Annotated in this window: 21 protein-coding genes; 10 read left to right on the plus strand and 11 right to left on the minus strand. The window is 66.7% G+C overall.

What is annotated here, in order from left to right; translation table 11 throughout:
* From ACR652_RS19455 to ybgF, 3 genes are all read right to left on the minus strand, one after another.
* Window positions 1-537 (minus strand): ATP-dependent metallopeptidase FtsH/Yme1/Tma family protein (locus tag ACR652_RS19455; RefSeq protein ID WP_434508126.1); only part of this gene is annotated, 537 nt, incomplete at its 3' end.
* 110 nt (window positions 538-647) lie between these two features.
* On the minus strand, window positions 648-1652 hold the full coding sequence (gene tilS / locus ACR652_RS19460; protein WP_434508127.1) for a tRNA lysidine(34) synthetase TilS: 1005 nt from the start codon (window positions 1650-1652) through the stop codon (window positions 648-650).
* A gap of 13 nt (window positions 1653-1665) precedes the next feature.
* Complete coding sequence (gene ybgF, locus ACR652_RS19465) at window positions 1666-2661, minus strand: tol-pal system protein YbgF (RefSeq protein ID WP_434508128.1); 996 nt, start codon at window positions 2659-2661, stop codon at window positions 1666-1668.
* 135 nt (window positions 2662-2796) lie between these two features.
* On the opposite strand from ybgF, the gene ACR652_RS19470 reads away from it, so the two are divergent.
* The 3 genes from ACR652_RS19470 to ACR652_RS19480 all read left to right on the plus strand — a co-directional run bounded on the left by ACR652_RS19470 (window position 2797) and on the right by ACR652_RS19480 (window position 6100).
* Window positions 2797-3642 carry a thermonuclease family protein gene (locus ACR652_RS19470; protein ID WP_434508129.1) on the plus strand — a complete coding sequence of 282 codons (846 nt, stop codon included), beginning with the start codon at window positions 2797-2799 and terminating at the stop codon, window positions 3640-3642.
* Entirely contained in the window at window positions 3566-5101 is a 1536-nt protein-coding gene (locus ACR652_RS19475) for a M48 family metalloprotease (protein ID WP_434508130.1), read from the plus strand. Before ACR652_RS19470 ends, ACR652_RS19475 begins: the two co-directional genes overlap by 77 nt.
* Before the next feature lie 114 nt (window positions 5102-5215).
* Window positions 5216-6100 (plus strand): RNA polymerase factor sigma-32, encoded by an 885-nt coding sequence (locus ACR652_RS19480; RefSeq protein ID WP_434508131.1) that lies wholly within the window; start codon window positions 5216-5218, stop codon window positions 6098-6100.
* 56 nt (window positions 6101-6156) lie between these two features.
* Here ACR652_RS19480 and ACR652_RS19485 read toward each other — a convergent pair whose 3' ends face one another.
* A complete protein-coding gene (locus ACR652_RS19485) occupies window positions 6157-6849 on the minus strand; it encodes a CarD family transcriptional regulator (RefSeq protein ID WP_434508132.1) in 693 nt (230 codons plus the stop codon).
* A 136-nt stretch (window positions 6850-6985) separates the two neighbouring features.
* Between ACR652_RS19485 and ACR652_RS19490 the strand changes: the two genes are divergently transcribed.
* Entirely contained in the window at window positions 6986-7594 is a 609-nt protein-coding gene (locus tag ACR652_RS19490; protein ID WP_434508133.1) for a hypothetical protein, read from the plus strand.
* A gap of 313 nt (window positions 7595-7907) precedes the next feature.
* On the opposite strand, the gene fdxA is transcribed toward ACR652_RS19490, so the two are convergent.
* Window positions 7908-8246, minus strand: coding sequence for a ferredoxin FdxA (gene fdxA, locus ACR652_RS19495; RefSeq protein WP_434508134.1), 339 nt, complete (start codon window positions 8244-8246; stop codon window positions 7908-7910).
* Between the two features lie 134 nt (window positions 8247-8380).
* On the opposite strand from fdxA, the gene ACR652_RS19500 reads away from it, so the two are divergent.
* The gene (locus tag ACR652_RS19500) at window positions 8381-9265 is read left to right on the plus strand and encodes an RMD1 family protein (RefSeq protein WP_434508135.1); all 885 of its coding nucleotides are present in this window, start codon (window positions 8381-8383) and stop codon (window positions 9263-9265) included.
* Here ACR652_RS19500 and miaA read toward each other — a convergent pair.
* Window positions 9172-10107 (minus strand): tRNA (adenosine(37)-N6)-dimethylallyltransferase MiaA, encoded by a 936-nt coding sequence (gene miaA / locus ACR652_RS19505; RefSeq protein ID WP_434508136.1) that lies wholly within the window; start codon window positions 10105-10107, stop codon window positions 9172-9174. The genes ACR652_RS19500 and miaA overlap by 94 nt on opposite strands.
* Before the next feature lie 27 nt (window positions 10108-10134).
* Here miaA and serB point away from each other — a divergent pair, with 27 nt between their 5' ends.
* Both serB and uvrA read left to right on the plus strand, forming a co-directional pair.
* Window positions 10135-11034, plus strand: coding sequence for a phosphoserine phosphatase SerB (gene serB, locus ACR652_RS19510; RefSeq protein WP_434508137.1), 900 nt, complete (start codon window positions 10135-10137; stop codon window positions 11032-11034).
* A gap of 116 nt (window positions 11035-11150) precedes the next feature.
* Window positions 11151-14168 (plus strand): excinuclease ABC subunit UvrA, encoded by a 3018-nt coding sequence (uvrA, locus tag ACR652_RS19515; RefSeq protein ID WP_434508138.1) that lies wholly within the window; start codon window positions 11151-11153, stop codon window positions 14166-14168.
* Here uvrA and ACR652_RS19520 read toward each other — a convergent pair.
* Together ACR652_RS19520 and ACR652_RS19525 are read right to left on the minus strand one after the other, a co-directional pair.
* Complete coding sequence (locus tag ACR652_RS19520; RefSeq protein WP_434508139.1) at window positions 14053-15402, minus strand: O-antigen ligase family protein; 1350 nt, start codon at window positions 15400-15402, stop codon at window positions 14053-14055. The genes uvrA and ACR652_RS19520 overlap by 116 nt on opposite strands.
* Entirely contained in the window at window positions 15399-16535 is a 1137-nt protein-coding gene (locus ACR652_RS19525) for a glycosyltransferase (RefSeq protein ID WP_434508140.1), read from the minus strand. Before ACR652_RS19525 ends, ACR652_RS19520 begins: the two co-directional genes overlap by 4 nt.
* A 249-nt stretch (window positions 16536-16784) precedes the next feature.
* Here ACR652_RS19525 and ACR652_RS19530 point away from each other — a divergent pair, with 249 nt between their 5' ends.
* Window positions 16785-17477: a hypothetical protein gene (locus tag ACR652_RS19530; protein ID WP_434508141.1), complete on the plus strand. Its 693-nt coding sequence runs from the start codon at window positions 16785-16787 to the stop codon at window positions 17475-17477.
* A gap of 55 nt (window positions 17478-17532) precedes the next feature.
* On the opposite strand, the gene clpA is transcribed toward ACR652_RS19530, so the two are convergent.
* Window positions 17533-19974: an ATP-dependent Clp protease ATP-binding subunit ClpA gene (gene clpA / locus ACR652_RS19535; RefSeq protein WP_434508142.1), complete on the minus strand. Its 2442-nt coding sequence runs from the start codon at window positions 19972-19974 to the stop codon at window positions 17533-17535.
* A gap of 13 nt (window positions 19975-19987) precedes the next feature.
* On the minus strand, window positions 19988-20389 hold the full coding sequence (clpS, locus tag ACR652_RS19540; protein ID WP_434508206.1) for an ATP-dependent Clp protease adapter ClpS: 402 nt from the start codon (window positions 20387-20389) through the stop codon (window positions 19988-19990).
* A 256-nt stretch (window positions 20390-20645) separates the two neighbouring features.
* Between clpS and ACR652_RS19545 the strand changes: the two genes are divergently transcribed.
* Together ACR652_RS19545 and ACR652_RS19550 are read left to right on the plus strand one after the other, a co-directional pair.
* On the plus strand, window positions 20646-20999 hold the full coding sequence (locus tag ACR652_RS19545; RefSeq protein ID WP_434508143.1) for a hypothetical protein: 354 nt from the start codon (window positions 20646-20648) through the stop codon (window positions 20997-20999).
* Window positions 21000-21273: 274 nt separating this feature from the next.
* Window positions 21274-22785 (plus strand): DEAD/DEAH box helicase, encoded by a 1512-nt coding sequence (locus ACR652_RS19550; RefSeq protein WP_434508144.1) that lies wholly within the window; start codon window positions 21274-21276, stop codon window positions 22783-22785.
* A gap of 231 nt (window positions 22786-23016) precedes the next feature.
* Here ACR652_RS19550 and ACR652_RS19555 read toward each other — a convergent pair whose 3' ends face one another.
* On the minus strand, window positions 23017-23451 hold the full coding sequence (locus tag ACR652_RS19555; RefSeq protein WP_434508145.1) for an HIT family protein: 435 nt from the start codon (window positions 23449-23451) through the stop codon (window positions 23017-23019).
* Between the last annotated feature and the right edge of the window lie 13 nt (window positions 23452-23464).

Below are 23464 nucleotides of genomic sequence, written 5' to 3' on the forward strand. Positions count from 1 at the left end.
GCCCGGATCGCGCAGGAATTCGACGATTTCCTGCAGGTCTTCCTTCGCCTCGTCGACGCCCGCGACGTCCTCGAAGGTGACCTTGCCGGCCATCTCGGTCAGCAGTTTCGCCTTCGACTTGCCAAAGCCCATCGCGCGGCCAGCCCCCCCCTGCATCTGGCGGGAGAGGAAAATCCACACGCCCAGGAAGGCCACGAGCGGCAGCGCGTTGAGAAGCAGCGTCATCATCCAGCTCGAGCCGTCGCTGAGCGGCTTGGCGCTGATCGAGACATTGTGCTGCTGAAGACGCGGAATCAGATTCGCGTCATTCGGGATGTAGGTGGTGAAGGGACGATTGTCGTTGAAGTGGCCCACGACCTCGTTGCCCGCGATCGTCACGTCGTGAACGCGGCCCTGATCAATCTGCGTGAGCAACTCGCTGAACGAAATGTCCCGGATCGGCGTCCGCGCGCCGGGCTGCTGGAACAGCATGACGAGCGCCACCACCAGCAGGCCGATGATGGCCCACAAGGCGAGGTTCCTGAAGTTTGCGTTCATTGCATAATCCGTATCGGAGCGTGCGCGCGGGATGATCCCCCGACAGGGGCTCCAGGTTTGATTTAATCTAGGCGCGCCCCCCTCTCTTGCCAAGAGAGGCGAGGCTCAGGTCAAGAGCCTTGGTCAACCTCGGGCTGACGCGTCCGGCGCGGCGGGGCCGGCCGCACCGTCAGCAATTCCGGCGTGGAGTCGAAAACCAGCCCGCCGAGCGTCAGCCGCAGCCTTTCACCGTCCCGCAGCGCGCCGGCGAGGCGCCCGACGGCGCGCTCGAGCCGGTCCAGGCGCACATATGCGTCCGGCGCGAGACGGGCCAGTTCCCCCGCGACGAGCCGCTGTGTCAGCTCGAGCGGCGCGTCGCGGAGCTCGGCGGCGGCGAAACAAGCGTGATCCGGCCCGCTTTCCAGCAGCGCCCGCCGGCGCAGATCGGACGCGCAGTCCCGGAGCGCCGCGTCCGCCTGCGCCGCCCGGGCGCCGAGCCGCAGCAGCGCCTCCGTATCGAGGCCGAGCCCGTCGAGGACGGGCGCCAGCTTGCGCAGCCGCACGCGGGCGTAGGCGTCGTCGGCGTTCGACGGATCTGCCACATAGGGATGTCCGGCGGCCTCGCACAGGCCGACGAGCGCGGATTTGCGTGAAGCGAGCAGCGGCCGCAGCAGCGCGACCGGGCCGAGGGCCGAGGCGGGCGACATGCCCGAAAGTCCCGCGACGCCCGACCCGCGCGTGAGGCGGAAGAGGATGGTTTCCGCCTGATCGTCGGCGTGATGCGCGGTGACGATGGCGCTCGCGCCGATGGCCCGCGCGCAATCGGCGAGCAGGCGATAACGAGCCTCCCGCGCCCGCTCCTGAATGCGGGTCGCCGGCTTTTCACCCGCCCAGCTCAGAAGATGGTGCGTGAAGCCCAGCGCCCGCGCCCAGTTTCCGACTTGTTCGGCCTCGTCCCGCGACCCCGGCCGGAGGCCATGATCGACGGTGGCGACGTCGATCCGATGCGCGGCCCGGCCCGGCCACCGCGCGCACAGCAGCATGAGCGCAACGGAGTCGGGGCCGCCGGAAACGGCGAGCAACAGACCCGGATGCGGCGCGAGCAGATCGAGGCCGCGCGTGGCGTCCGGCTTCACGCGCGGCGGCCCCTCACAGGCATTTCAGCTTGGCGCTTTCACGCTGGGCGGCGTCCCGGATGCGCGCCGCGGAGCCGGGATATTTGACGCCGATTTCGTTGAAGGAGGCGCAGGCCTGTTCTCTGGCCCCCATGGCCCCGAGCGATTGCCCGAGCCGCAACAGCGCGTCGGGAGCCTGCGCCGACTGGCTGTATTTCGTGGAAATCTCCAGATATCTCTCCGCCGCCTCGCGATGGCGTCCGCGCAGGAAGAAGCTCTCGCCGAGGTTGAACGTCGCGGCGGGGGCAAATTTGCTCTTGGGGTTCCTGGCGAGGAATGTCTGCAAGGACTTCTCCGCCGCCTCGAATTTTCCGGCTTTCAGCATGCCGACCGCCTCGTCATATTCCTCCTTCGGCCCGAGCGGGACGGCGGCGGGAGCCGGGGCGATTTCCGGCGCCGGCGGCGGCGCCTCGCCGACGAGTCGGCTATGGGCGATGTCGAGCGGCTGGCCGACTTCGCGCACCGGGGCCACGCTCGTCATCATGCCGGTCGTGGCCCGGGGCGGATTGACGAGCGGCGTCGAGGGCGCCACGGCGCCGAGCGGCTTCGGCGCGCCGGGGGCGTTCGGATCGGCGGAGGGATCGAAAACGTCGCTGCGCCTGCCGCTCGGGGAGGGGGACGCCGCCGCCGGCGGCGGCGCCGCGCCGCCGGTCGCCGGCGCGTCGACGGGGCGCCCGGCGTTGGCGGCGCGAAGCTGCTCCTCCAGCACCTGCACCTTGTGCTGCAACTCCTCGTTCTGGCCGGTGAGGCGGCGCAGGTCTTTCTCCAGCCGCTCGATACGCAGCGTCATCGCGGCCGGGTCGGGTCCGCCGTCGCTCTCGCCGGGCGCGTCCATCTCACCGGTGTTCTGGTTGAAATATTGCGCCAGAGTGATCGGCGGCTTCGCCACGGCCGCCGGGGAAGCGTCATAGGCCGGGGCGGCGCCCGCGCCGAGGCAGAGGGCGGCGGAAAGTGCGATACGGGACATCATGGGCTTTGATACTGGATCGGACAGCCAGCCGGAAACCTGGCCGAGAATGCCGGCTGGCGCATGATTGGCCCGGCCATGGGGCCGAATTTGGGCGGGCTCTTGCGCCGCGCGGGGCGTAAGCTAAACTTTTTTGCCATGAGGCCCCGCACCCGTGTTCCTGCTCTTGCCGCCGGCGTGATGGTCCTGCTGTCGCCGGCGCCCGCCGGGGCGCTGTCTCCGGCTCCCGAGACCGGCGCCTGTTCGCTGGAGAACGCTGTCCCCGCCACCGTGGCCGCCGTCGACGAGGCGTTCGAACTGCTGCTCGACGACGGGCGCCGGGCGGCGATCGCGGGCCTCGAATTCCCGGCGCCTGCGGCCGCGGGCGCCGTGGATCGGCGCGCCGCCGCGCATGGGCGCTTGTCCGGCTGGCTCGTCGGGCGGGACGTTTTCATCCGGGCGTTCGCGGCCGGGCCGGACCGCTGGGGGCGGGTTCCGGCGGCGGTCTTCGCAGCGCAGCGGGACGAGGCCGCCGCGCCCATCGTTTCGGTCGCGGCGGCGCTGCTGGAGGAAGGCGCCGCCCGCTTTCGGCCCGACCCGCCGGCGTCGCCCTGCGCGGCCGCATATCGCGCCGCCGAGGCGACGGCGCGGGAGCCGGGACGCGGCCTCTGGGCCGACAGAGACGCCCGGCCGGTCCCGGCGGGGGAGGGCGCCGGTCCTTCCCTGTTGCAGCGCAAGGGAATGGTGATTCTCGAGGGGAAAATTAACTCCGTCGGAGAATCGCGCGGGGCGATCTACCTGAATTTTGGCGAAAAGCGCGCCGAGACTGCCTCAATCATGGTGTTGCGCCGCAATTTGGCTATGTTGCAGGCGTCTGGAATCGACCCTGCCGGATTGGTGGGTCGAAGGGTGCGCGTACGAGGATTGATTGAGACAGGTTTTGGACCGCGCATCGAAGTTTCGACGCCAGCCGAGATCGAGGTTATCGAGGGCCCTGCGCCGTGACGGCTTCGCGGGGGCGGCGCTGGCTTTCGCGGTCGCGCTCGCGGTCTCGGGTTGCGCCGAGCTGGAGCGGCAGGGCCGTCTGTTCAGCGCGCCGACGCCGCCGCCCATCGACAAACCCGCGCCGCCGCGGCAGGAAAACCGCTCCTCCGTGCAGCACAAGGAGTTGCTCGCCCAGTTCGGCGGCGAATATCAGGCGCCTGTGGCCGAGCGTTATCTGGACGCGATCCTGGCGAAGCTGGCGCTCGCCAGCGACACGCCCGGCCAGGCCGCCTACAAGGTCACCATCCTCAACACGCCGGTCGTCAACGCCTTCGCGCTGCCTTCCGGCAATCTTTACATCACGCGCGGCCTGCTGGCGCTCGCGAGCGACGCCTCGGAAGCGGCGGCGGTGATGGCGCATGAGATCGCTCATGTGACCCTGCGCCACAGCGCCCTGCGCGCCGAGAAGGAACGCGAGGCGGCGCTGATCTCGCAGGCGGCCGGCGTGATCCAGAGCCGTCAGAAAGGCGAGGAGGAGCGCTCCCGGCAGCGGCTCTCGGTGGCGAGCTTCTCCCGCCAGCAGGAGCTCGACGCCGACGAGGCGGGCGTCAAGGTGATCGCGCGGGCGGGCTACGACCCCTACGGCGCCGCGCGCTTTCTCACCGCTCTTGGCCGGTCCTCGGAATTGCGCGCCGCGCTCTACGGCAAGCGCAAGGATTCGATGAGCTTCGACATCATGTCGACCCACCCCTCGACCCCCGAGCGCGTGTCGCGCGCCGTGGCCGTCGCCCGCCAGATCGGCGCTCCGGGCATCGGACAGCGCGAGCGCAACGGCTATCTCTCCGCGATCAACGGCGTCGCCTTCGGCGACGACCCGATGGAAGGCTACGTCCGCGACCGCAAGTTCACTCACCCGCGCATGCGCTTCACCTTCACCGCGCCCGAGGGGTTCCTGCTCGAAAATTCGAGCGAGGCGGTTTTCGGCGTGCGGCAGGCGGATAATGAAGCGTTGCGGCTGGACACGGTGCGCAATCCGCAATTCGAGAGCCTCGAAGCCTATGTCGGCTCGGGCTGGGTCGACGGGCTGCTCGCTTCCTCGGTCAAGAAGCTCGACGTGAACGGCCTGCCGGCGGTCGTGGCCGTCGCGCGCGCGGGGGAATGGAATTTCCGCCTCGCCGTCATCCAGTCGGGGGACTATCTCTATCGCCTGATCTTCGCGGTCCGGTCGCTGACCGACGAGGCGGACAAGCGCTTCATGGATTCGGTGATGTCCTTCCGCCGCATCACGCCCGAGGAGGCGCGGGAGACGCATGCGCTCAGGATTTCCATCGTCACGGCGGGGCCGGGCGACACGCCGGAAAGCCTGGCGGCGCAGATGACGACACCCAACCGGCCCCTCGAATATTTGAGGCTTCTCAACGGGTTGGACGAGAATGAGCCCGTCATTGCGGGCGAACGTTACAAAATCGTAACGGAGTGAGGCAGGCTCCTCCGGGAACATGACGCAGCCGCGCGGGTTGAACCGTTAGAGTTGTTCAAAACGCGCGGATATCTCGCAGGCACTTTTGAGATAGCGCGCTATGGAGATTCGGCCATGGCGTATCTTCCCGGACTCGGCAGGGAGTTGATGAAGGCGGCGGCTGACGCCCCCTTCCTCGAAAGAGAAGAAGAAAAATTGCTGGCGATCGCGTGGCGCGATCGCGGCGACCGTCACGCTCTGCACAAGCTCACGGCGGCCCATATGCGGCTGGTGATCGCGATTTCGGCCAAGTTCCGCCATTACGGTCTGCCCATCGCGGATCTGGTGCAGGAGGGCCACGTCGGCCTCCTGGAGGCGGCCGCGCGCTTCGCGCCGGAGCGGGACGTGCGCTTCTCGACCTACGCGACCTGGTGGATCCGCGCCTCGATTCAGGACTATGTGCTCCGCAACTGGTCCATCGTGCGCGGCGGCACCAGCTCGACGCAGAAGGCGCTGTTCTTCAACCTGCGCCGTCTGCGCGCCCGGCTCAATCGCGAGCCCGACTCGATGAGCTCCGGCGACGCCTATGAGACGATCGCCCAGACTCTCGGCGTGTCGCGCGCCGACGTGGAGATGATGGATTCGCGCCTGTCCGGCTCCGACGTTTCGCTCAACGCGCAACTTGTCGACGACGAGGCCGCGGGCTCGGCGCAGCGGATGGATTTTCTGGTTGATGACGCGCCTTTGCCGGACGAGGTCGTGGAGCAGAATCTCGACTCCGACCGTCGCGCCCGCTGGCTGAAGGATGCGCTCGCCATTCTGTCCGAGCGCGAGTTGCGCATCGTTCAGGAACGCCGGCTGACGGAAAATCTGGTGACGCTGGAGACGCTCGGCGACAAGCTCGGCATTTCCAAGGAGCGCGTGCGGCAGATCGAGAGCCGGGCGCTGACGAAGCTGCGCAAGGCGCTCTCGCGGCTGAAGGACGACGAGGCGCCGGACGAGGCCTCGCCGATGGCGTGACGAAAGAAAAAGCCCTCCGGCGAAGGAGGGCTTTTTTTTAGCGTCTGGCGGCCGCCTCAGGCCGCCCGATCGACGTCCTCTTCCTCGGCCTCCGGCTCGTCGACGTCGGCGGCGTCGGCTTCCGCCTTCTGACCGCGGCGAGGACCCTTCTGGAGGAAGGACTCGATCAGCTTGAGAGCCTCGGAGTCGATCAGCTTGCGCACCGCCGCGACTTCGCGGGCCATGCGGTCGAGCGCCGCCTCATAGAGCTGCCGCTCGGAATAGGACTGTTCCGGCTGCGTGTCGGAACGGTAAAGGTCGCGGACCACCTCGGCGATGGTGACGAGATCGCCGGAGTTGATCTTGGCCTCGTATTCCTGGGCGCGACGCGACCACATCGTGCGCTTGATGCGCGCGCGGCCGCTCAGCGTCGAGAGCGCCTTGTCCACGACATTGCCCTCGGCCAGCTTGCGCATGCCGACATTGGCGACCTTGCTCGTGGGCACCTTGAGAATCATCTTGTCCTTGATGAAGCTCACCACGAAAAGTTCGAGGCTGAAGCCCGCAACCTCCTGCGTTTCGACGCCGATGATCTGACCGACGCCATGCGCCGGATACACGATGAACTCATTGAGTTTGAATCCGTGCTTCGTCCCGGCGGGCTTCGCCTTGACGGGCGCGGCGGCCTTCGGGGCGGCCTTGGTTTCGATCGAAGTCTTTTCGGCGACGGCGGACGCCGTCGTGACAGGGTGCTCGCTCTTTTTTGCCAATTTTTTGTCTTCGCCGGCTGTCAGGGGTGGGGAGGACTTTCCTGCCGGCGCCGGGGCGCCGCCAGGGAAGGGGGATGAGGCGCCGCGCGCTGGCTGCGGCGCGGCGCGAGAAGCCGCCGGCGCGGACGCCGTGGCCTTGGCGGCCTTTGCAGGCGCCGCTTTCGCAGTTGGGGCGGGCGAGGCTGAAGCAGCCTTCCTGGGCGACGGCACGGACGCGGCGGCCGTGCGCTGGGCAGGCGCCTGTTCGACGGGCCTGGTCGCGGTCGTCGGCTCCGTGACGGCTCCGCCGCGCGCAGCCGAAGTCTTCACGGTCGCCCCCGGGCGCGCGCCCGAGGCCGCTTTCGGTTCGGCGGCGAGGGGCGCCTTGGCGCTCGTCCTCTCAGCCGTCTTTGCGGTCTTGGCGGCGGATTTGGCAGGCGAGGTCTTCACGGCCGCGGTTTTCGCGGCGGACCGGACAGGGCCTGTGGATTTGGTGGGAGATTTCGCCGAAACGCTTGCCTTGCTGACCGCCTCCGCCGTAGAAGCCGGGACGCCGGCGCGAACGGCCTTCGAAACTCCCGAGTCGCGGCCGCTGGAACGACCGGGCGCGGCCGTCACGCTCGCTGCTTTGGTTTTATCGTTCTTCTTGGCGGACGGCATACGCAGGGCACTCCTTCTGCGTCCCGCTGTGGAGACGGGACGAATTACAGACCTGCCGCCCGGGCGCGACAGCCCCGGGAACGGAGTAAAGCGTCTGACACCTTAGCTAGAGGCGCGGGCGAATTCTGACGGACGCAGGGATCAAGCGCGCGCTTTCTCTTGCCGTGAGCAACGTGGGTTCAGCCGTCTGTCGGCGCGGAGACGACGTTGGCGAAGTGTATACCACGCAAGAGCGCAAAAATCAAAGACAATAGCCCGCAAGGCGGAGCATAGTGCTTTTCGGGGAGGACGCCAACTTGTTATAAATACGAGCTTTTATCGTGAATTAACTCTGTGGAAACCCCTTAACGAAATCTTGTCGTTTGCGCAAAGCGGAGCCTGAACGATTCGGCGCCCGCAATCGGGCGCCGAGCTTTTCGTCAGTCGCCCTGACCGGGCTCGGAGGAGAAGTGAGCCTCGAACTTGCCGGGCTTGCCGTCCCACTCCTTGGCGTCCGCCGGCGGATCGCGCTTGATGGTGATGTTGGGCCAGTTCTGCGCCATCTCGGCGTTGAGCTGGAGCCACTTCTCGAGATTTTCCTCGGTGTCGGGCTTGATGGCCTCGGCCGGGCACTCGGGCTCGCAGACGCCGCAGTCGATACATTCGTCCGGATGGATCACGAGCATGTTCTCGCCCTCGTAGAAGCAGTCCACCGGACAGACTTCCACGCAATCCATATACTTGCACTTGATGCAGTTTTCCGTGACGACATAGGTCATGTGAGTTTCTCTTATGGTCCCTGCGCGGATTGCTGCGCTAGCTAGCGGTTTTGCCGCCGTCATGCAAGGCGCGCATGGTGACCATTTTGGCGCCGCCTCGACGCGGCCTCGCAAGCTTGATATCTGGATCGCCAATGGCCGAGATCGAGACGAAAGAGAAGCCGCCCATCGCACAGATCATAACCGCGCGCGCGCTCCTTCTCGGAGAACGCATCGACACAGGGGGGCTGGAGCGGGCGGATCTCGTCTCCACCGCGCCGCTGGCCTTTCATGCCGGCCAGGCGGGTTTCGCCGTGCTCTACCGCTTCGGGGTCGCCGTGCTCTTTGGCCTGTCGCCGCTGGAGGAGGACGAGATCGTCACCCGCATCGGCGCGCGGGTGGCCGGCGCCTCCCGCGGCGACGACGAATCCCTGGTGCTCGAAACAGGCCACGAAGGCGAGGACAAGCCGCTGCCCAATGGCCGGCTCGCGGTCAAGGACCTCACCGAGGCGCGGCTGCTTGTGATTGCCGACGCGCTGGCCAAGAGCGTGGCGCTCGCGCGCGACGAACGCCGGGTCAACGCCGTCTTCGACACGATCGAGCCCTTCGCGGCCGAACTCGCGGGCAAGGGCCGCCCCCCGTGGCGCCGGCGGTCCATGCTGGAGCTCATCGGCCAGACGCTGCTGGTGCGACACCGCGTGTCGGGGCGCGTGGCGGTCGAGGACAAGCCCGACGTGCTGTGGGACCGCCCCGATCTCGAACGCCTCTACGCGCGTCTCGAAGACGAATATGAGCTGGAGGCGCGCGGCCGCACCCTCAACGCCAAGATCGACGTGATCGGCGAAACCGCCCGGGCGCTGACCGATCTCATCGACACGGACCGCTCGATGCGGCTCGAATGGATCATCGTCGTTCTCATCGCGATGGAGATCGCCCTCTCGCTCTTTCAGATCAGCGGCGACGCGTCCCGCGTCGCGCATGCGCCGTCGAGCCCCGTCCATACATCGTCGCCGGAAAGCCATGCGAAACCCGGCAACTGATGCCGCGCGAAGGTGAACTGACGCTTGGCGTAATGGCGCGTGTCCGCCTTGCCGCGCAGGATCGCCTCCTCTCGCGACATGCGGCCGTCGAGAAAGGCGATGAGATGCGGCACGCCATGGGCGCGCATGGCGGGCAGGGCCGGATCGAGCCCCCGGTCGCGCAGCGCGGCGACTTCCTCCAGCGCGCCGCTCTCCATCATTCTGTCGAAACGGGCGTCGATGCGCGCATAAAGGGTCTCACGCTCGGGCGCGAGGAAGAAGGCGGGACAGCTTGCGGCGTCGAGAAGCGGCGCGCTGCGCGGCCCCTGAAAGGAGGCCAGGGGCTTGCCGGTCGCGGCGAAGACCTCCAGCGCGCGCAGGATGCGCTGTGGGTCGGTGGGACGCAGCCGCGCGGCGGTTTCCGGATCCCTGGCGGCGAGTTCGGCGTGCAGCTCCTGCGGGAGTCTGCCCTGCGCCGCCTCCCGCACTTGCGCACGGATTTCCGCCGACACGGCGGGGATGTCGGAAAGGCCGTGGAGCGCCGCCTTGAAATACATGCCCGTTCCGCCGGTCAGCACCGGCGTGACGCCGCGCGCGGCCAGGGCGGCGAGGGTCTGCGCGAGATCGGCGAGATAGCGGCCGACGGAATAATTCACTGCGGCGTCGACATGGCCGAAGAGCAGATGCTCGACCGCGCATTCCTCCTTCGGCGTGGGTCGCGCGGTGATGATCCGCAGGTCGCGATAGACCTGCATCGAATCAGCGTTGACCACCACGCCGCCGACACGCTTCGCCACCTCCATGGCGAGCGCGGACTTGCCCGAGGCGGTCGGACCTGCAATGAGAATGGCGCGCGAGGACATGGCGCTATTGCGGCATAAACGGGCTGGATGTCAAAGGGTCTTCCAAGGGTCGCGACCTTTGTCGCGGGGCGCGGAACGGCGCTCGCCGAGCCGGCCCTGCGGGCCGTGCTCCGGGACGCCGGCCTCGGCGCGTCGCAGCCGGAGTGGCTCGCCGCCGATCACGCGGCTGACGTCGTCTTCGAGACGGACGATCCCGCCGGCATGCGCGCGCGGCTGGCCTCGGCGTTGGCCGGGCAGGCCATGGACGTGGTCGCGCAGCCCCTCGCGGAGCGCCGCAAGCGGCTGCTCGTCGCCGATATGGACTCGACGATGATCGAGCAGGAATGCATCGACGAGCTTGCCGAATTCGCCGGCATTCGCGCGGAAATTTCCGCCGTCACCGCGCGAGCCATGGCGGGGGAGCTGGATTTCGAGGCGGCGCTGAAGGCGCGCGTGGCGCGGCTGGCCGGCGTGCGGGTGGATCAGATCCGCGCGATCCTCGACCGGCTGACCCTGACCCCGGGCGCCCGCGCGCTGGTGGCGACGATGCGCGCCCATGGGGCGCACGCCGCGCTGGTCTCCGGTGGATTCACGCAATTTACCGAGCATGTGGCGGAGCGGATCGGCTTCCACGAGTCTTTCGCGAACCAGCTGGAGATCGTCGACGGCGCGCTGACGGGCAGGGTCGTGGAGCCGGTGCAGGGCCGCGCCGCCAAGCGCGCGACGCTCGAAAGCCTGCGCGCCCGGCTTGGCTTGCCGGGCGCGGCGACCCTCGCCATCGGCGACGGCGCCAATGATCTCGACATGCTGGACGCGGCGGGGCTGGGCGTCGCCTTTCACGCCAAGCCCAAAGTGGCGGCGGCGGCGCGGGCGCGGGTGGATCACGCCGATCTGACGGCGCTGCTGTATGCGCAGGGCTATCGGCGGGATGAGATCGTGGCGGGGTGAGGCGTGAGCCGCGCGGCTCGATTTGGGCGGGCCGGTTGTAGTGGATTTGTGACCGCATACATGGCAGGAAAGGGCAGGCGTCGGGCGCCGGCGCCGTTCATGCAAGTTCTCTCGACATGGCGAGCAACAGGAAGCAGGCCGCGACTGCGGTGGACAGGGCGCTGGACGACGCCCGGAAGGTCAGCGACAAGACCATCTCGATCCGCGGCGCGCGCGAACATAATCTCAAGAACGTCGACCTCACCATTCCGCGCGACAAATTCGTGGTGTTCACGGGACTGTCGGGCTCGGGCAAGTCGTCGCTCGCCTTCGACACCATCTACGCCGAGGGCCAGCGCCGCTATGTGGAGTCGCTGTCGGCCTATGCGCGCCAGTTTCTGGAGATGATGCAGAAGCCGGACGTCGATCAGATCGACGGCCTGTCGCCCGCCATTTCCATCGAGCAGAAGACGACATCGAAGAATCCGCGCTCCACCGTCGGCACGGTGACGGAGATTCACGATTACATGCGCCTGCTGTGGGCGCGCGTGGGCGTTCCCTATTCGCCGGCGACCGGGTTGCCCATCGAGAGCCAGACCGTGTCGCAGATGGTGGACCGCGTGCTCGCGCTGCCGGAGGGCTCGCGGCTCTATCTGCTGGCGCCGGTCGTGCGCGGCCGCAAGGGCGAATACAAGAAGGAGGTCGCCGAATTCACGCGGCGCGGCTTCCAGCGCCTCAAGATCGACGGCGCGTATTATGAAATTGCCGACGTTCCGCCGCTCGACAAGAAACTCAAGCACGATATCGACGTGGTCGTGGACCGCATCGTCGTGCGCAAGGACATGGCCTCGCGCCTCGCCGACAGCTTCGAAACCGCGCTCGATCTCTCGGGCGGGCTTGCGGTGGTGGAATTCGCGGACAACAAGGCGGGCGCACAACTCGCACTGGCGCAGGCCTCGGCCGCCAATGTCTCGACGCACTACGCCCCCGGACATATCGTCTTCTCGTCGAAATTCGCCTGTCCGGTTTCGGGCTTCACCATTCCCGAAATCGAGCCGCGACTCTTCTCCTTCAACAATCCCTTCGGCGCCTGTCCGACCTGTGGCGGCATCGGCTGCGAGCAGAAGATCGACGCCGAACTCGTCGTGCCCAATCCCAAGACGACGCTGCGCAAGGGCGCCATCGCGCCCTGGGCGAAATCCTCCTCGCCCTATTACATGCAGACTCTCGAAGCGCTCGGCAGGCATTACAAGTTCCGCCTCGACACGCCCTGGGAGGAGCTGCCGAAAAAGGCGCAGAACGTGATCCTGTTCGGCTCGGGCGCCGAGGAGATCAAATTCTCCTACGACGACAGCTTCCGCGCCTATGACGTGAAGAAGCCCTTCGAGGGCGTCGTCATCAATCTGGAGCGTCGATACAAGGAGACCGACAGCGAATGGGCGCGCGAGGAAATCGGGCGTTTCATGTCGGCGACGCCCTGTCTCGCCTGCGAGGGCTCTCGCCTGAAGCCCGAGGCGCTCGCGGTGAAGATCGCCGGCAAGCATATTGGCGAAGTCTCGGAACTCTCCGTGCGCGCCGCGCAGGAGTGGTTCACGAAACTGCCGGGGGAACTGGACAAGAAGCGCAATGAAATCGCCTTCCGCATCCTGAAGGAAATTCGCGAGCGCCTGACCTTCCTCGTCGATGTCGGTCTCGACTATCTGACTCTGTCACGTAACTCCGGCACATTGTCGGGCGGAGAAAGCCAGCGCATTCGCCTCGCGTCGCAGATCGGCTCGGGCCTGACCGGCGTTCTCTATGTGCTCGATGAGCCGTCGATCGGCCTGCATCAGCGCGACAATGACCGGCTGCTCGACACGCTGCGGCGGCTGCGCAATCTCGGCAACAGCGTCATCGTCGTGGAGCACGACGAGGACGCCATCCTCGCGGCCGATTATGTCGTCGACGTCGGCCCCGGCGCCGGCATTCACGGCGGCAAGATCGTGGCGCAGGGCACGCCGGCCGAGATCATGGCCAATCCCGCCTCGCTCACCGGGCAATATCTCACCGGCGAGAAGCATGTCATCCTGCGCCACAAGCTGAGAAAGCCGACGCCGGGTCGCTGGCTCAAGCTCTTCGGCGCGCGCGGAAACAATCTGAAGGATGTGAACGCGGAAATTCCGCTCGGCTGCTTCACCGCCGTGACGGGCGTCTCCGGCGGCGGCAAGTCGACGCTCGTCATCGAGACGCTCTACAAGGCCGTCGCGCGGCGTCTCAACAACGCCCACGAAGTTCCGGCGCCCTTCGACCGGCTGGAAGGTCTCGAACATATCGACAAGATCATCGACATCGACCAGTCGCCGATCGGCCGCACGCCGCGCTCCAACCCCGCGACCTATACGGGCGCCTTCACGCCGATCCGTGAATGGTTCGCGGGGCTTCCCGAAGCCAAGTCGCGCGGCTATGCGCCGGGGCGCTTCTCCTTCAATGTGAAGGGTGGGCGCTGCGAGGCCTGCCAGCGCGACGGCGTCATCAAGATCGAGATGCACTTCCTGCCGGATGTCTACGTCACCTGCGCCGTCTGCAAGGGCAAGCGCTACGATCGCGAAACCCTCGAAGTGAAATATCGCGAGAAGTCGATCGCGGACGTGCTCGACATGACGGTGGAGGAAGCCTCGACGCTGTTCAAGGCGGTGCCCTCCATCCGCGACAAGATGGAGACATTGAAGCGCGTCGGTCTCGATTACATCCATGTCGGCCAGCAGGCGACGACGCTTTCGGGAGGCGAGGCGCAGCGCGTCAAGCTCTCGAAGGAGCTGTCACGCCGCTCCACCGGGCGCACGCTCTACATCCTCGACGAGCCGACGACCGGCCTGCATTTCCATGACGTGGCGAAGCTGCTCGAAGTGCTTCACGAGCTGGTGGAGCAGGGCAATACGGTCGTCGTCATCGAGCACAATCTGGAAGTCATCAAGACGGCCGACTGGATCATCGACATGGGGCCGGAAGGCGGCGACGGCGGCGGCGAGATCGTCGCGGCCGGGCCGCCCTCTGAGATCGTCAGGGAGAAGCGGAGCCATACCGGCCGCTACCTCGCTGAAGCGATGGCGCGGCGTCCCGCGTCCGCCGCGGCGCCGGAGAAGAAGCCGGCGCGGCGGGCGGCGAAAGTGGAGTGACGGCGGCGGCGGCGTCTCGCTGCCGCAACGCCTCGAGCCCCCAGACGGCGCCGAGCATGAAGAAGAGAAAGCGCCAGTGGTCGATGTCGATCTGGAAACCCTGTAAAAACAGGGCGAGCAGGGTCGGCGCGAGAACCTGCGCCTGACGTTGCGCGGGCGAGGACGCAAACATCAGCCGCAGGCCGATCCAGGCGCTGACGCCCACCAGCAGGATGAACAGAAAGCCGCCGATCCAGCCATTGTTGGCGAAGGCGCCGACATAGGAATTATGCGGCTCCAGATCGAAGACGAGGCGGAAGCGCAAGGGACCGAAGCCCATGAAGCGTTCGAGCAGCATGGGGATGGAGCGCAACTGATTGCCGAAGCGGCCCGTCTCGCCGGCGTCGTAGTCCTGCACGGCGGCGGTGCGCAGGGCGAAGATCTCACGCGTCTCCGGGTTCAGCAGCAGCACCGCGATCAGCAGGGTGATCATCGCCAGCGCGGCGAGCGTCGCGACGACGATCCGCCGTTTCATCCTCGCGTCGCTGGAGGTCGCGTAGACTGAGGCGATCATCAGCAAGAAGGCGACGGCGGTCGCGCCATAGGAGCCGCGCGAGAACGCCAGAAACATGCCGAGGAACAGGACGATCAGCGTCGCGGAGGTGAGCAGGACGCTGCGCGCGCGGCCGAGCATGAGATTTTGCGAGAGCCACACAATCGGCAGAACAAGGTAGGAGCCGAGCACGTTGGGGTCTTTGAACGTGCCCGAGGCGCGGCCGGCGTGGGCGAAGATTTCATTGCCCAGTCCCGCGACGTCGAAATAGCCGAGCACGCCACAAACCGCCGCGACGACGGCGCCCGCCGTATGGGCGTTCAGGCACAGTTCGACGCGCGCGATCGTGCGATTGCCCATGTAGAGCGCGTAAAACAGGCCCGTGAGCACGAGATAGCCGGACTGATACTGATAGAGCGCGGAGTCCGCATTGTCCCAATAGGGAATGAGCGCGACAAAGCCGGTGATGTTGAACAGCAGGATCAGAAAGCCGAAGACGAGGAAGCTTCGGTGGATCGAGAAGCCGCCGAAGAACCAAAGCGCCATGGCGACGATCGAGGCGAAATCATAGGGCGACGGCTCGATGACGCCGATCGCGCCGCAGGCCACGAAGATGAAGACCCAGACGCCGACGAGCCTCTCGTAGTCGAAGGTGAGCCGCGACGCCTCCCCGCCGGGCGCGCGGCGCGCCGTCGCGGTCATGATGTCCGACCGGCTTTCCGCGCCAGCAGGTCTTCATAGAGACGGCGCGTCTGCGCGGCTGTCGTGCGGATATCGAAGATGCGCGCCCGCTCGCGGCAGGCCAGCGACATGGCGCCGCGCGCGTCTGCGGAAAGGCCGGTGATGTCGAGCACGCCGCGCGCAATGTCGTCCGGCTCGAACGAGGTCAGCGCGCCCGTCTGTCCGTCCCAAACGGCTTGCGGCGCAACGCCGACGGGGGGCGAGACGATGGGAACGCCGCAGGCGAGGGCTTCGGCGAAGATCAGTCCGAAGGACTCATAATCGCTGGTGCAGACGAGACAGTCGAACGCCGCCATTGCCTCGCGTCCGTCGAGGGCCGGCGCGCGTATGGTCGCCTGCGAGACGCCGAGGGACTCGAGCGCCGCGCCGAAGGCGTCGCGCAGCTCGCCGTCGCCAATGACGACGAACCGCAGCTCCGGCCGCGCTTTCGCGGCCAGGTGAAAGACGCGGGCAAGCCGCAGGGGATTTTTCTGCGGCGCCAGCCGGCCGACGAATCCAACGACGAGATCTGTCTCCGTGAGGCGAAGCCGGTGGCGCGCGGCCGCGCGATCCGCGTCCCAGGAGAGATCAACGCCCATGGGAATGAGGCGCAGGCGCATGGCCGGCAGGCGCAGCCGGTCGCGCGCATGGGCGTATTCCTGCTCGGAGCCGACCAGTATGGCGTCGCAGAACCAGCCGGCCGCCCATTCGATCGCGGCATAGACTGGGCTTGCGCCGGGCGCCAGCGTGACGAAGGCGTGCGGTGTGTACACGACAACCGGACGGTCCAGGAAGAGCGCCGCCATCCGCGCCAGCGCCCCGGCTTTCGAGCTGTGGCCATGGATCACGTCGAAAGGACCGAGGTCGCGCAAGGCGCGCCACAAGCGGAACGCCGCGAGGGCGTCGTGGGCGCCCACCTGCCGGTACATCGGCAGGAGGCGAACGCGCAGCGTCGTGCCCAGGCTCGCGACCGCCTCGGTGAAGGGCGGGTCGGAGCGGATGGGGGAGTAAATCAGCGTGACGTCATGGCCGGTCGCGATCTGGTCGCGCAGGAGCGCGATGACGACCCGGCTGCTTCCTCCGCTGGAGGATTCGATGACATGACAAATCCGCATCCTGCGAGCGTCTGATCCCGGCGCAACGACCCGCGCGCGCCCCGCCTGTAGCGGGAGCGCGGCCGGTGCTTTCGGACGCAGTCTTGGCCGATATGGTTAAGATTAGGTTTGAGTCCCGCGATTGCGGCGAAAACCCGCGCGGTCCCCAGCGGCCCTTTGCCGCCTTGCCGAATCAATGACTTCGCCACGATTCTCAAAATGTGAAGACCCCGTTTGGCTGGGGCGCGGTCCGAACCACTCGAGGAAAAAATGAAAATCGAAAAACTCTTCTCCGGCGTATCTTTCCCGTTCGCTATTCTGATTGCGCTCGCGTCCGGCTCTCCGGCTCTGGCGCTCACCGACGCGAAGATCGGGCCGAGCGGGAAGACCTACGCTTCCGCCGCGGTGAAATGCGCGCTCGATCCGGTCGCCGGGATGGCTCCGATGGTGCAGGCGGGGCTCTACAATCCGTCCAAGACCGCGAGCGCCGCCGTGAAGCTGAATGGAAACGCGGTCACGACCGTCACCTTCATCAGTCCAGACGCCACCGTATGGCTGCCCAACAGCGCCAATACGGTTACGGTGTCCCCGGACAAGAAGACGACGGACAGCTATTCGTACGACACGTCGACCAGCCAGATCAACGTCTGCGTTCCCAATACCACGAACACTGTGACCGGCGATCTGGAATACGCCGCGCAATCCTATGCGACGGTGACGCCGGGCTGCGCCCTCAATCCGGCCAATGGCAAGCGGCAGCTCTATGTCAACCTGTTCGACAAGACGACCGCGATTCTGAATGTGACGCTGAACCAGGTTCCGCTCACGCAGATGAGCGCTTCCCGGCCGAAGGCCCTCATCTTTCTCGCGCCGGGCTGGAATGTGTTCACGGCCGCGAATGGTCTGGGAACGGACACCTTCGTTCGGAAAGGCGTCGAACTCGACACCTGTGCGCTTCCGTAAGGCGGCCGACAGGAGAGGGGAGGGGGCGGCGACCCGCCGAGCCCCTCCCGCATCCTCAGTTCCGGATGGACTCCGGACTTGCGCCGGGTTCCTCCGCGTCGGGCGGCGTCGCGTCGTCGTCCCGCCCGAACTCCGCGTCCTCCGCCGCGCGCTTCTTGCCGGCCTCGATGATGTCGCGTTCCGGACGCGGCAGGACCGGGCCTTCCGGGAAGACGAAGCCGAGCTTCTTGGCGCCCTTGTCGTCGCCCACCACCACCACGCGCACCGCGCCGCCGTTCTTCAGCCGGCCGAAGAGCACTTCGTCCGCCAAAGGCGTCTTGATGGCCTGGTGAATGACGCGGGACATCGGACGGGCGCCCATGGCTTCGTCATAGCCATGTTCGACGAGCCAGCCGCGCGCTTCGTCGGTGAGCTCGATGGTGACGTTGCGGTCGGCGAGCTGCGCTTCGAGCTGCATGATGAACTTGTCGACGACGCGCTTGATGACGTCCACCGGCAGATGGCCGAAGGGCACGATCGCGTCGAGGCGGTTGCGGAACTCCGGCGCGAACAGCCGATTGATCGCCTCGCTGTTGTCCAGGTCCGCGCGCGTCCGCGTGAAGCCGATCGGCGTGCGCGCGAGGTCGGACGCGCCCGCATTGGTCGTCATGATCAGGATGACGTTGCGGAAGTCGATCGTCTTGCCGTTGTGGTCCGTGAGCTTGCCGTGGTCCATCACCTGCAGAAGGATGTTGTACAGGTCCGGATGCGCCTTCTCGATTTCATCGAGCAGCAGCACGCAGTGCGGATGCTGGTCGATGGCGTCCGTCAGCAGTCCGCCCTGATCGAATCCGACATAGCCGGGGGGCGCGCCGATCAGCCGGCTGACCGTGTGGCGCTCCATATATTCGGACATGTCGAAGCGCACGAGTTCGATCCCCAGCGAGGTAGCGAGCTGGCGGGCGGCTTCCGTCTTGCCGACGCCGGTGGGGCCGGAGAAGAGATAGCAGCCGATCGGCTTCTCCTGATCGCGCAGGCCGGCGCGGGCAAGCTTGATGGCCGATGTGAGGGCGGTGATCGCCTTGTCCTGCCCATAGACGACGCGCCGCAGCGTCTCGTCGAGATGCGCGAGCACCTCGGCGTCGTCCTTGGAGACGGTCTTCGGCGGAACGCGCGCCATGGTCGCGATGGTCGCCTCGATCTCCTTGAGACCGATGGTCTTCTTGCGCTTGTTTTCGGCGAGCAGCATCTGCGCCGCGCCGGTCTCGTCGATCACGTCGATCGCCTTGTCCGGCAGCTTGCGGTCGTGGATGTAGCGGGCCGAGAGCTCCACCGCCGCCTTCAGGGCGTCGCTGGTGTAGCGGATGCGGTGGAACTCCTCGAAGTAAGGCTTCAGCCCCTTGATGATCTCGATCGCATCCGGGATCGACGGCTCGTTGACGTCGATCTTCTGGAAGCGGCGCACCAGCGCGCGGTCCTTCTCGAAATACTGGCGGTATTCCTTGTAGGTCGTCGAGCCGATGCAGCGGAGCACGCCCTGGGCGAGCGCGGGCTTGAGCAGATTTGAGGCGTCCATGGCGCCGCCCGAGGTCGCGCCGGCGCCGATGACCGTGTGAATCTCGTCGATGAAGAGAATCGCGTTCTTGTGATTCTCGATCTCCTTGACGACCTGCTTCAGCCGCTCCTCGAAGTCGCCGCGGTAGCGGGTGCCCGCAAGGAGCGAGCCCATATCGAGCGCGAAGACGGTCGCGCCGGCGAGCACGTCCGGCACTTCGCCCTGGGTGATCTTGCGGGCGAGACCCTCCGCGATCGCGGTCTTGCCCACGCCGGGGTCGCCGACCAGAAGCGGATTGTTCTTGTGGCGGCGGCAGAGCACCTGAATGGTGCGCAGCACCTCGGCCTCGCGGCCGATGAGCGGATCAATGCGGCCGTCGCGCGCCTTCTTGTTGAGATTGACGCAATAGGCCTCCAGCGCGCCTTCCTTCTTGCGCGCGTCGCCCTCGCGGCCGTCGCGGCTCTCGGCGCGCTCGCTCTCGTCCTCCACCCCGCGCGGCGAGCGTGTGTGGTCGGACAGGCCCGGGCGCTTGGCGATGCCGTGGCTGATGTAATTGACGGCGTCGTAGCGCGTCATGTCCTGCTCCTGCAGGAAATAGACGGCGTGGCTCTCGCGCTCGGCGAACAGCGCGACCAGGACATTCGCCCCGCTCACATCCTCCCGGCCGGACGACTGCACGCTGATGATGGCGCGCTGGACGACGCGTTGAAAGCCGGCGGTCGGCTTGCACTCGTCGGCGTCCTCGTTGACCAGATTGTCGAGTTCGCGATCGATGTAATCGCGTAGATTCTTGCCGAGCAGCTCGAGATCGACCGAGCAGGCGCGAAGCACGGCCGAGGCGTCGGCGTCCTCGATCAGGCTCAGCAGCAGATGTTCGAGCGTGGCGTATTCGTGGTGACGCTCGCGCGCGGAGGCGAGGGCGCGGTCCAAAGTCTGTTTGAGATTGCGCGAGAACGTCGGCATGCGCTGCGAGCCCCTATTTCTTCTCCATGATGCATTGCAGAGGATGCTGGTGCTTCCTTGCAAAATCCATCACCTGGGTGACCTTGGTTTCGGCGACTTCATAAGTATAGACACCGCATTCGCCGACGCCGTGATTATGGACATGCAGCATGATGCGCGTGGCGTCCTCGACGGACTTGTTGAAAAACTTGCGCAGGACGATCACCACGAACTCCTGGGTCGTGTAATCGTCGTTGAGCAAGAGCACGCGGTACATGTTCGGGCGGCGGGTCTGCTGGCGGGTGCGCGTGATCAGCGCGGTGCCGGACCCCGGCCCGTCGCCGGATTTCTTTGGCTCCTTGCCGGCGCGCAGGGGAACGCCCGCGGGGTCGCGGCCGGTCTGCGATAACGCTTGCTGGGATTTGATGGATGTCAAAACCGGCACGTCCCTCTCATCCTCTGGTCCTTTCCATGTAGGTCCGGTGAAAAGGTCTTTCACGGGCGCATGGAGCAATTTCTTTGCCGCAGCCGGGCGGCTCCGGGACACCCCTGAGACGCCGGCCCGCATAGTCTTCTGCTTTGCGGAGGCCTTGGCAAGAGGGAAGGCGCGGGCGCGCCGGGCATTCCCGCCATGAACCAGATATTTACGATAAGGCGCCAAGAAAAGGGGGGTGAACCCGCAGGACGCCGACATGTCCGATTTCGAACAAAACAGCCATCCGAACCGCTACCAGTCGTCGACCCGCTCTTCGATGTCGGGCGCCGTCTGGAACGTCGCGGCGTTGTCCGCCTTCGCCTTCCTGCTCAGCGTGCTCGGGGCCAAGCTTCTGTCGCATTGGGTGGACAGCGACGCCGCCTCGCGCCTTGCCTACAATCGCGCCATGCGCGACGTCGCGGCCAATGGGGCGCCGCAGACGCCGCAGGCTTATTCGATTGTCCGAAGCATTGGCGTCGATGGAATCACCACGGCGACCATCCCCCTTCGCAAGGCGTCGCCCGTGTCCCCCTGTGGCGACAGCAAGAGCCCGGACGAGGCCGGGAAATAGCTCAGATCGGGGGCAGGGACGTCCCCGGCCGGCGTTTTGAGGAAATTCTGCCGAAAATTGGCCTCCGGGCCTCGCAAATCCATTGACATTGGACCATTTGTTCTTCAAGCATGCGGCCGTGGCTATGGCCCCCGCTCCTTTGCGGCGACGGTTAGGCGAGCCAGTCCGTCCTCGCGGCGATGACGGCGCCCTCTCTCAGGACATCTTGCGCGCTTTTCAGACGGCTGGCGCGCAGCGGCCCTTCCGCAGACGTAAGCCGGAACCAGGATAATTGATGACATTCGACGAATTGGGCCTTTCGGAAAAGGTGCTCGCGGCCGTGCAGGCCTCTGGCTACACGTCTCCGACGCCCATCCAGGCGCAGGCTATCCCGCCGGCGCTTCAGGGCCGGGACATTCTCGGCATCGCCCAGACGGGCACGGGCAAGACGGCGGCCTTCACGCTGCCGATGCTGAGCCGCCTCGAACAGGGCCGCGCCCGTGCGCGCGTGCCGCGCACGCTGATCCTCGAACCCACCCGCGAGCTCGCGGCCCAGGTCGAGGAAAGCTTCGCCAAATACGGCGCCAATCACAAGCTGAACGTGGCGCTGCTGATCGGCGGCGTCGCCTTCGGCGATCAGGAAGCCAAGATCATGCGCGGCGCGGGCGTGCTGATCGCGACGCCGGGCCGGCTGCTCGATTTCTTCGACCGCGGCAAGCTGCTTCTCACCGGCATCGAGATTCTCGTGATCGACGAAGCCGACCGCATGCTCGATATGGGCTTCATCCCGGATATCGAGCGGGTCTGCAAGCTGGTGCCGTTCACCCGCCAGACCCTGTTCTTCTCGGCGACCATGCCGCCGGAGATCACCCGCCTCACCGAGGCGTTCCTTCACAATCCCGTTCGCGTCGAGGTCGCCCGCGCGGCCACCACGGCCTCCACCATCCGCCAGGCCCTGGTCGCCTCTCACGGCCACGCCGAAAAGCGGGAGACGCTGCGCAAGCTGCTTCGTGACGCCGAGAACTTCAAGAACGCGATCATCTTCTGCAACCGCAAGCGGGACGTCGCCATCCTCCACCGGTCGCTGGCCAAGCATGGGTTTTCGGCCGGCGCCCTGCACGGCGACATGGACCAGCTTGCCCGCATGGCCTCGCTCGACGCCTTCAAGAACGGCGATGTGTCGCTTCTGGTCTGCTCCGACGTCGCCGCGCGCGGTCTGGACATTCCGGACGTCAGCCATGTGGTCAACTTCGACGTGCCGACCCACAGCGAGGACTATGTCCACCGCATCGGCCGCACCGGCCGGGCGGGACGTTCCGGCGTCGCGCTGACCATCGTCACGGAGGATGACGCCAAATATGTCGACCAGATTCAGAATCTGATCGGCAAGGCGATCGAATGGGAGGGGCCGGGCTTCAACGAGCTGCCGCCGCCCATGGAGACTACCCGCCCGCATGATAGCCGCCGCGGCGGACGTGGCGAGCGCGGCGGCCGCCGCGAGCGTGGCGGCGAACGGAGCCGCCGGTCGACCGAGCGGGGCGAGCGGGTCGAGCGGGCAGAGCGCGGCGAGCGGACCGAGGTTGGGGCGCGCGCCGAGGTTGGGGGGCCTGTCGCCATGGGCCGTCCCGCCCATGCGCCGCGTCGTCCCGAGCCGGAGCCGGTCCGCGCCCGCCAGCCCGAGGATCGCCGCCGGTCGCGCCGCCATCACGAAGACGACGGCCCGCCGGTGATCGGTCTCGGCGACCACGTGCCGTCCTTCCTGCTGCGCCCTGTGACGCTGCGTCCGGCCAAGGTGGCGGAAGAGTAAGTCCAGTTTCTGAGGCGCTCATCGTGAGCTCATCCCTCCCCCTCGCGGGGAGGGTGGCGCGCGGAACGCGCGCCGGGTGGGGTCAAGGCCCCATCATGGCTGTAGCGGCTCGACTCCATCCGGCGGTCTGCGACCGCCGACCTCCCCGTGAAGGGGAGGTATGGGCTCACGCCGCGAGAGTGGCGATGAAACCGAATGGCGGCCGAAACCGCCCGCTCAACGCCCCGGGACTCACCCCGCGAAGGGCGTCATCGCCGCGCGGATTTTCGCGGCCTGCTCGGCGAGCTTCTCATTATCGGCCATGGTTCCCGGCGGGCGCAGGGAGACCCCGTCCCAACGCGGCAGCAGATGGAAATGCAGGTGATAGATCACCTGACCGCCGGCGCTTTCATTGAACTGATGCAGCGTCAGCCCATCGGCCTGAAAGGCGGCCTGGAGCGCCTTGGCGACATGCTGGACGCGTTTCATGAGCTCGCCGAGCGTGTCCGGCGACACGTCGAGAAGATTGCGCGAGCCAGCCTTGGGGATCACGAGAACATGGCCTTCCGCGCGGGGCATGATGTCCATGAAAGCCAGCGCCATGTCGTCTTCGTAGACCTTGTGGGCGGGAACTTCGCCGCGGAGGATTTTCCCGAAGATGTTGTTTGGATCATAGGCGGCGGCCATAGCGCTTTCCCCT

This window comes from Methylocystis sp., assembly GCF_051061225.1.
In the GTDB taxonomy this organism is placed as follows: Bacteria; Pseudomonadota; Alphaproteobacteria; order Rhizobiales; family Beijerinckiaceae; genus Methylocystis.